The 8,755-nt window shown below is 44.4% G+C and carries 11 protein-coding genes and 1 riboswitch; all 11 genes read left to right on the forward strand.

The features are described from left to right. Positions 1–542, forward strand: a 542-nt coding sequence (locus E7204_RS05330) for an acyltransferase family protein (RefSeq protein WP_295182474.1), incomplete at its 5' end; no start/stop codon positions are given. 224 nt (positions 543–766) lie between these two features. Further along, positions 767–1,621, forward strand: coding sequence for a D-amino-acid transaminase (gene dat, locus E7204_RS05335; RefSeq protein WP_021840637.1), 855 nt, complete (start codon positions 767–769; stop codon positions 1,619–1,621). A 7-nt stretch (positions 1,622–1,628) separates the two neighbouring features. Next, the gene (locus tag E7204_RS05340) at positions 1,629–2,141 is read left to right on the forward strand and encodes a hypothetical protein (RefSeq protein ID WP_295182477.1); all 513 of its coding nucleotides are present in this window, start codon (positions 1,629–1,631) and stop codon (positions 2,139–2,141) included. 124 nt (positions 2,142–2,265) lie between these two features. Beyond that, positions 2,266–2,368: riboswitch (SAM riboswitch) on the forward strand. Positions 2,369–2,455: 87 nt separating this feature from the next. Beyond that, positions 2,456–3,502 carry a methionine ABC transporter ATP-binding protein gene (locus E7204_RS05345; protein WP_295182480.1) on the forward strand — a complete coding sequence of 349 codons (1,047 nt, stop codon included), beginning with the start codon at positions 2,456–2,458 and terminating at the stop codon, positions 3,500–3,502. Then, a complete protein-coding gene (locus E7204_RS05350; RefSeq protein WP_295182483.1) occupies positions 3,483–4,136 on the forward strand; it encodes a methionine ABC transporter permease in 654 nt (217 codons plus the stop codon). The genes E7204_RS05345 and E7204_RS05350 overlap by 20 nt, the downstream gene beginning before the upstream one ends. Before the next feature lie 73 nt (positions 4,137–4,209). Next, a complete protein-coding gene (locus tag E7204_RS05355; protein WP_295182486.1) occupies positions 4,210–5,025 on the forward strand; it encodes a MetQ/NlpA family ABC transporter substrate-binding protein in 816 nt (271 codons plus the stop codon). Between the two features lie 103 nt (positions 5,026–5,128). After that, entirely contained in the window at positions 5,129–5,419 is a 291-nt protein-coding gene (locus E7204_RS05360; RefSeq protein ID WP_006556263.1) for a YerC/YecD family TrpR-related protein, read from the forward strand. Positions 5,420–5,426: 7 nt separating this feature from the next. Then, the gene (locus E7204_RS05365) at positions 5,427–6,212 is read left to right on the forward strand and encodes a TSUP family transporter (protein WP_295182492.1); all 786 of its coding nucleotides are present in this window, start codon (positions 5,427–5,429) and stop codon (positions 6,210–6,212) included. Positions 6,213–6,231: 19 nt separating this feature from the next. Beyond that, a complete protein-coding gene (locus tag E7204_RS05370; protein ID WP_295182495.1) occupies positions 6,232–6,999 on the forward strand; it encodes an SDR family oxidoreductase in 768 nt (255 codons plus the stop codon). Between the two features lie 152 nt (positions 7,000–7,151). Next, a complete protein-coding gene (locus E7204_RS05375) occupies positions 7,152–8,141 on the forward strand; it encodes a hypothetical protein (RefSeq protein WP_295182497.1) in 990 nt (329 codons plus the stop codon). A 53-nt stretch (positions 8,142–8,194) separates the two neighbouring features. Beyond that, entirely contained in the window at positions 8,195–8,539 is a 345-nt protein-coding gene (locus E7204_RS05380) for a YkvA family protein (protein ID WP_295182499.1), read from the forward strand. The last annotated feature ends 216 nt before the right edge of the window (positions 8,540–8,755 follow it).

Consider the following 8,755-nt stretch of genomic DNA (forward strand, 5'->3'; position numbering starts at 1 on the left):
AATATGCGTACTCCATGAAGCTCAATTATTGGGTACTTCACTATATTTGGATCTTCCTCTTAGGCGCCGTGGTAGCGGAACGGTATGAAGAAACCTGTGAATTATTGTGGCGCTATAAAGGGCTTTTGACAATCACCTTTGCTTTTTCGGTGGCCCTCATGATAGGCAGTTATTTTTACGTCCTCAATGAGCGGCATTATACCTTGTTGGAAGCGATTTACACGGTTCATCAATTGAGCCCTATGGGGATGCTCTATACCGGTGCCGCTACGCTGTTCTTCTTGTTCTTTTTCATTGCTACACCGATGAGTAGTGCCGCGAAGGCTATTTGGGAGCAAATCGGCGAAACGTCGTACGGAATTTACTTGATTCATCCGTTTATGCTCATTATTTTGTCGGCCGGCATGTTTGTGGCCAAACTGCAGTATACGGCCATCGTGGTTATCGGTCTCTATATTTGCACGGTGTGCCTGTCCTATTTGGGGACGCTTGTTTTGAAAAAACTGCCAAAACCGGTGCGCCGCATTCTTCTGGGCCGCTAAGAAATCTTTTTGACAGCGCACGCTACGTTTGCTGGGCTGAAATAGGACTTGGCCTATGTCGAAACTTTTGCCCCTGCCAAAATTGAATAGTTAATAAAATTATTTACCTTGTGGGCAAGTGTCCGTCGACTGTGCTATAATCGTTACATAAACAATATTTGATTTTTGTTGGAGAACTTGGAATGTAATTTCCGGTTGCCACATATGATATGCGAGGTGTTCTTATGAAAGAGTTAACCTATTTTAACGGAGAATTTGTAGAACCTGGTGCCAAATGCGTCAGCCTTGACGATCGCGGCTATTGCTTCGGCGACGGCGTGTATGAAGTAACGCGCGTTTTTGACGGCCGTTGCTTTGCTTTTTCATACCATCAGGACAGACTCTATCGCTCCATGCGCTTCATGGATATTCCGGTAAAAATGCGTCCGGAAGATTTGCAGGAATTGCATGAAATTATGATTGAACAGAGCGGTATCACCGACGGCTATATTTATCTGCAGATTACCCGTGGTGTGGAACCGCGTCATCATGCATATGATCGCTCCAAATTGGAACCGACTATGTACATGTATATTCGCCCGATCAAAGAAGATTTGAGCAAATTGGGTGAAGGGGTAAAAGCCATCAGCTTGCCTGACGAACGTTGGCTCAATGTGGATATTAAAACATTGAACCTCATTCCGAATATTTTGGCTCAGACTAAGGCTGAAAAGAAATTCGCTTATTCCGCCGTTTTATTCCGCGACGATATCTGCACGGAAGGGGCTACATCTAACGTATTTGCTGTTAAAGACGGCATTTGCTATACCCATCCGGCCAATAACTTGATTTTAAAAGGTATTACGCGTCAGCTCGTAGTAACTCGCGTAGCGCCGACAGCAGGCGTTTCCGTTATTGAAAAAGAATTTGACCGTGAATTTGTTGAAAATGCGGATGAACTCTTCTTTACCGATACAATCGGCGGCATTATTCCGATTACGACCTATGACCGCAAACCGGTTGGCAATGGTGAAGTAGGCCCTGTAGCCGCCAAATTGCGTGCCGGTTATGAAAAATTATTGGCAGAAGGGTTGGCTTAAATAATTTATGAATACCCGAATCATTACGGGGACGGGATTATTGCTGGCGCTGGCTTTGCTTAGTCAAAGTCTGCGCCTTATTATTCCCCTCCCGAACATGGTAAGTATGTTTTTAATCGGCTCTTTAGTGGGCCTTTGTATGTTGGTGGCTACTATGCGTTACGGTGTGGTAAGCGGCCTCATTATTGCTTGGGCGACGCCTGTCATTGCCTTTATGCAGGCTATGTTGCCGTTCGCACCTTTTGTGCCCCTTGTGGCCGTAGGTAATACCGTATTTGTTGTGCTCGGTTATTTGCTCCGGAATCAGTCGGTTTGGCTACAGGCTGCCGTTTGCAGCGTGGCGAAATGCGCCGTTTTATATTGCAGTTTTGCCTTATTGTTTGTAAGTTTTGCCGTGCCTTATCCGGTGGCTAAAGCGGTGTTATTTATGATGAGTTGGCCACAGATTGTGACGGGCACATTGGCTGTAGTAGGGGCCAGGTACCTTTTGAATCACAGCTCGCTGGGAGCTAATAAATAATCCTATAAACGGTTATATAAGAACTCTATAGGTAGCTATACAAAAGCCCTATAAGTAGTCTATGAGTCTTCTATTGACAGTCATTCGCTACAGTGTTATGATTTTATCACGCAAAAAATACATAGGTTCATCAAGAGTTGACTGAGGGACTGGCCCTATGAAGTCGCGGCAACCATCCACAAGGAACGGTGCCAATTCCAACGAAGCTAGGCTTCGACAGATGAAGAAACTGTAACTCTTCATGTGTGTGAAGAGTTTTTTTATTGTATTAAATATATTTCAAATAGAGAGTTAGAGAAAAGGAGAGCGATCACATGATTGAACTTACGCATATTAGCAAAGTTTATGACGGTCCGAATCGCGTAGAAGCGCTAAAAGACATTAGCCTATCCGTTAAAGAAGGCGAAATCTTCGGGGTTATCGGTCAAAGTGGGGCCGGTAAATCAACTTTGATTCGTTGTATTAATATGCTGGAACGACCTACGTCCGGTTCTGTTGTAGTAGACGGTGTAGATCTTACGAAATTGAATGAAAAGGACCTCAGGGAACAGCGGAAAAACATCGGCATGATTTTCCAGCACTTCAATTTATTATCGTCCCGTACGGTTTACGATAATGTAGCCTTCCCGTTGGAATTACAAGGCATGAGTAAAGCGGAAATCAAGGAACGCATTTTGCCGATTCTTGATATCGTTAAATTGGGCGACCGTTTGAACAACTATCCGTCTCAGTTATCGGGCGGCCAGAAACAGCGTGTCGGTATTGCCCGTGCGTTGGCCAGCAATCCGAAAGTATTACTTTGTGACGAAGCAACGTCTGCTTTGGATCCGCAAACAACCAAATCCATTTTGGAATTGTTGAAAGATATTAATGAAAAATTAAAATTAACTATCGTCCTCATTACGCATGAAATGCAGGTTATCAAAGAGATTTGCGACCGCGTTGCCGTTATCGAAGGCGGGGTTATTTTAGAAGAAGGCCGTGTAGTTGATGTATTTACAGGCCCTAAAGAAAAAACGACGAAGGAATTCGTGGGGGCTATTATCAGTCATAAATTACCGGAAGAAGCATGGCGCCATCTCAATGTACAGCCAAACTGGAATGAAGGTTTACATCCGATTATTCGTTTGAACTTCACCGGTGATGTTGTGGATGAGCCGATTGTAGCGGGCATGATTCGCCGCTTCGGCCTCGATGTAAGTATTCTCTTCGGCGGCGTCGATTACATTCAAGACACGAGTTTCGGTCATTTGATTGTAGTGTTAGACGGTAACAGAGAGAATGAAGAGCAGGCGATTCAGTACTTGAATGAATTGCCTATTGGAAGCGAGGTGATCGGCTATGTCGCAACAAATCATTAATTTGTTGATTCAAGGTTTAGGCGAAACCTTGCAAATGACAGTTATCTCTACTATCGTATCCATGATCGTAGGGATTCCGCTCGGTGTTATTTTGGTAATCACCGGCAAAGGCCATATTTTAGAAAATAAATCAATTAATGCTACCTTAGGGGCGGTAGTCAATGCCCTCCGTTCCATTCCGTTCATCATTTTGATGGTAGCGATTATTCCGCTCACGCGTATTATTGCGGGTACTTCTATCGGTACCACAGCGGCTTGTGTTCCGCTTACAATTGCGGCTATTCCGTTCTTGGCCCGTTTGGTAGAAACGTCAATTCGCGAAATCAACAGCGGTGTCATTGAAGCGGCTCAGGCGATGGGGGCATCGCCAATGCAGATTATCCGCAAGGTATTATTGCCGGAAGCATTGCCTACAATTATTGACAACATTACTGTTTTAGTAGTTAACTTAATCAGCTATTCCGCTATGGCCGGTGCTATTGGGGGCGGCGGTCTCGGGGATATCGCTATCCGTTACGGTTACCAGCGATTCCAGGGTGACGTAATGTTGGCGACTATCGTAATCTTGATTGTATTAGTTCAATTGATTCAGTCTTGCGGTGATTTCTTATCCCGCAAAGTGAATAAACGCTAATAGTTACCGTAGCTTAGCACATGGTTATTTTTTGAAAAAGAGAGTAAAGAGAGACAACGATTGGGGGAAACACATGAAAAAACTAGCATTCTTATTAGCAGCTATCGCAACGTTCGCCTTAGTATTGGTTGGTTGCGGCAATGACAGCAAAGACGGCGCCGCAGCCGGCAATCAGGAAATTTCCGTCGGGGTAACAGCCGGTCCACACGCTCAGGTTATGGATTTTGTAGCCAAAGAAGCGGAGAAACAAGGTCTTAAAGTTAAAGTCGTAGAGTTTAATGATTACATTCAACCGGACATTGCCCTCGAGCAAAAGGAATTGAGTGCTAACTCCTACCAGCATCAGCCATTCCTCGACAACATGGTGCAGGAACGCGGGTTGAAATTAGTGTCTATCGGCAAAACTATTCTTTTGCCAATGGGTCTTTACTCTAACCAATATAAAGATTTGGCCACTGTACCGAACGGTGCCAGCGTAGCCATTCCAAATGATCCGACTAATGGCGGCCGTGCGTTATTGCTATTACAGCAAGCAGGGCTCATTCAGTTGAAAGATGGCGGTTCGCCGAAATCTACCGTAGCGGACATTACCGCCAATCCTAAGAACTTACAAATTAAAGAATTGGAAGCCGCTCAGATTGCCCGTTCGCTTAACGATGTAGATATTGCTTTAGTTAATACCAACTACGCGCTTAATGCAGGTTTAAATCCTTTGAAAGATGCCGTTGTAGTTGAAAGCAAAGAGTCGCCGTACGCTAACGTATTTGTTGTGCGTCAAGGTGATGAAAACAACGAAACGATTAAGAAATTATTGGCTGTTTACCAGTCTGATGCAACTAAAAAATTCGTAGAAGATACCTTCAAAGGTTCCATAATTCCGGCATTCTAGTCGGGCTGAAAAAGACTTTTTCACTTTTTTGTGTGAAAGTCTTTTTCTTTTGCTTAAATATGTATATAATAAAATTATCTAATTAAGCAAAGGGAGGATTCTTATGAGCGTCAATGAAAAACTACGTAATCCTTTAAATAATCAATTGTTTGAAGCCATCTTAGCTTTGAAAACAATCGACGAATGTTATGAGTTTTTTGAAGATATTTGCACGGTCAATGAATTGAAAGCGCTGGCACAGCGTTTGCAGGTTGCGCGTATGCTGGAAGCGGGCGAAAGCTATGACAATATTGTGGAAACTACCGGTGCCAGTACGGCCACAATCAGTCGGGTAAAACGTTGCTTAGTTTATGGAGCCGATGGGTACAAAACTATTTTGGCACGTTTGAAATGAGGCATATATGGATGTAAGTTTTATTGATCCGGCTCTTTTGATGCCGTTAATGTTGTTTTTTGCCGGCGCTTTGGCCGGTTTTGTGGACTCCATCGTAGGCGGTGGCGGCTTGATTTCAGTGCCCGCCATGCTCCTCACTAATTTACCGCCCAGTGTGGCACTGGGGAGTAATAAATTATCCAGCGTATTCGGCGCTCTTACGGCAGCCATTGCCTATGCTCGTTCCGGCAAAGTGGAATGGCCTTTGGTAAAACGCCTGATGCCGATTACCTTTGTAGGCTCCCTTCTCGGGACTTGGCTGGTTATCAGCATTCCGCCATTATATTTAAAACCGATTATTATTGTGCTACTCGTCAGTGTTTTGATTTTTGTACTTTTCAAAAAAGACTGGGGCACTGTGACCACGTATGCGGGTGCATCGAAGCAAAAGTTGATTTTACTGGCCCTCGGTGCTTTAGCCATCGGGTTCTATGATGGCTTTGTCGGTCCCGGTACAGGCACGTTTTTAATCTTCATGTTTATTTATGCCGGTTTTAACTTTTTATATTCGTCAGGCAATGCCAAGTTTTTGAACTTTACCAGTAATCTGGCGTCCCTGATTCTCTTTATAAGTTTGGGCCATGTAGACTATGTGCTGGGCTTATCCGCGGCAGCAGGTCAGATTATAGGGGCCACGCTGGGCGCTCGTTTGGCCATAAAAAAAGGTGTGGGCTTGGTGCGTTTTGTATTTATTGCCACCACCGTAAGTATGCTTTGTAAATTAACGTATGATTATATCGTTGCGCAATGGTGATAAAGGAAGGTGAGATACTATGCCGATTAACAGTGAAAATCAGGTGGCTCTTATTAGTGGCGGTACTTCCGGGATTGGCTTTGCTACGGCGCAATTGCTTTTGAAAAAAGGTTGGAGTGTTGTGATTAACGGTCGCAATGAGCGAGCCGGCCAAGAGGCGGTCGTTAAATTGCGTCGTATTTCGTCTAAAGTACGCTTTGTGCAAGGCGATGTAAGTAAAGTCATGAATTGCCGGCGTATCGTTGATGAAACTTGTCGTTTGTTCGGCGATATCTGCGCATTGGTGACAGCGGCCGGTTTTTATAAAGAAGAACTCATTGATGATGTGACTGAACAGGACTTCGATGAAATGATTGGCACCAATGTGAAGGGCACGGTCTTTTTATGCCAGGCCGCCGCTCCTTGTTTGCGTCGTACGAAGGGCAGTATTGTAACCGTATCCAGTGATGCGGGCATTCAGGGCAATGTGGCGTGTTCCGTATACGGCGCCTCTAAAGGAGCCATTGTAAGTTTTACAAAATCGTTGGCTCTTGAAATGGCAGTCCATAAGGTGCGCGTAAATTGCGTGTGTCCCGGCGATGTAGATACTTCGCTGGTAGCTCGCCAGCTGGCGGAAAGCGATCAGACTTTTGAAGAAGCGATGGAAGAAATGGCCATGCATTATCCGCTGGGCCGTATTGCCAAACCGGAAGAAATCGGGGAAGTCATCGCTTTTTTACTCAGTGAAAAAGCATCCTTCGTAACCGGTGCCGCGTGGACCATTGACGGCGGCTTAACAAGTTGGTAAAGGTTTCGGTAAGATTGCATAATTAATATAGATAAATAAAGAGGATTTTTCACCCTTCATATAGAAATAGTTAGAATGAAGGTTTATAATTAAATTGAATAGTATTAATTTGTCTGTTATTTGACTTTACAGGTGATAAAGGAGCGATATAGATGGAAGATGTAAAAGATTTGATGACTCATCCGGAAGGAACGTTAGCAGCCGTAGAAGCGGAACTCGCGAATCGCGATGCTGAAATTGAAAATATCTGCCGTTGGGCGGCCGCTCGTGCCGGCGTACTCGTGATGGCACCAAAACTTAGCACCACTGCATTGATTGCCAATGATGCGTATATGGTAAGCCGCATTGCCGCGGTTTATGGCCATACCGCAACAGCCGGTGCGATTATCGGCTTCCTTGGCGGATTGGGCGGTAGTGTAGTGAGCGCTTTATTGACGTCCGTATTCCCTAATCCGAAAGTTAAAATCCCATTGGCTATTTGCTTGACTTATGCCGTGGGCAAATGTGCTAAACTTTGGGTAGAAAACGGCATGCCAATGCCCGGCGATTTCTCCGAATACAGAGAACGTTTGACAGACATTATCGAACATAATAAAACAACCGTAAGCATGTTGGTAAATTCGCCGCTTAAAGATAAACCGTTAGGCGATGAAAACAAAGATTTCTTAAAAGAAGCGGGCGTCGGCAGTGACGAATTCTTAGGTCTTAACAAATTCAATTTAGACAGCCTGTTGAATGGTGACTTATTGGCAAGCTTCGGATCTATTAAAAACGTGGTAATCGGTGTAGCCAGTGCGGCTGTTGCCGGTATTGCCGGTAAAGCCCTTGCCAACTCCGATAATGAATATGTAGACAATGCAAAACATGCGTTATCCGGTATTGGTGCCTTGTTAGCGACTATTGGCAGCACGGCGCTTGATTTGGCAGCCGGCACGGCTACATCTGCTGTTAAATCGACAGGGGAAGCAAAATCTACCGTACTTGGCAAAGTGAGTGATATTTTGACATCCGCCGGCGATACTAAAGATGATGTTGTAGAGAAAGTAAGCGACTTTGTTGCCTCTGCAGGGGATAAAAAAGATGAAGTTGTGGAAAAAGTAAGCGATGTTGTAAAAGGCATGAAAGACAATTTACAGAAATAATCACCGCGGCAATCCAGTATAGGTATACGAGAATTATAGGAGTGAGCATCAAAATGAATCCTTTGAAATTAATAAAGTATGCGAAATTCTTTTCGTCATCTAAGTTTTTAAATTTTGCCACCGGTGTCGGTAAAAATGTCGCCTTTTTGCGTCGTGCGGCTATTTTGTTCTATTGTTTCCGTGACCCTGACACCCCTAAGTACGTAAAAGCTATCGTGGCAGGCGCTTTAGGGTATTTGATTTTACCGATTGACTTGGTATCGGACCGCATTCCGTTTATCGGTTGGGGTGATGATGCCGCTGTAATTGCGTTGGCTTTTAAAGTGGCTAACCGCTTTATCAAACCGATGCATCGTGAACAGGCTCAAAAACTTGTTCCATTCGGTTCAGAAGAATAAGAAATTATCAGCTTTTTGGGAAATGCTGAATAATAAGAAGGCCGACCTGCGAGAGTTCTCGCAGGTCGGCCTTTGTTTGTACGCCGAATAGGCATGACTAAACCCCCAGTTAAACTGGGGGTCGGTAAAAAACTCTTATAGAAAAGGAAAGAACCTCCTAATGGTACAATGAAGTTGGTCTGGTAACCACAACATTTCAACTTAGGAGGTTCAATG

Origin of the sequence: Veillonella sp., from assembly GCF_015058545.1 — a bacterium.
Classification (GTDB): domain Bacteria; phylum Bacillota; class Negativicutes; order Veillonellales; family Veillonellaceae; genus Veillonella_A.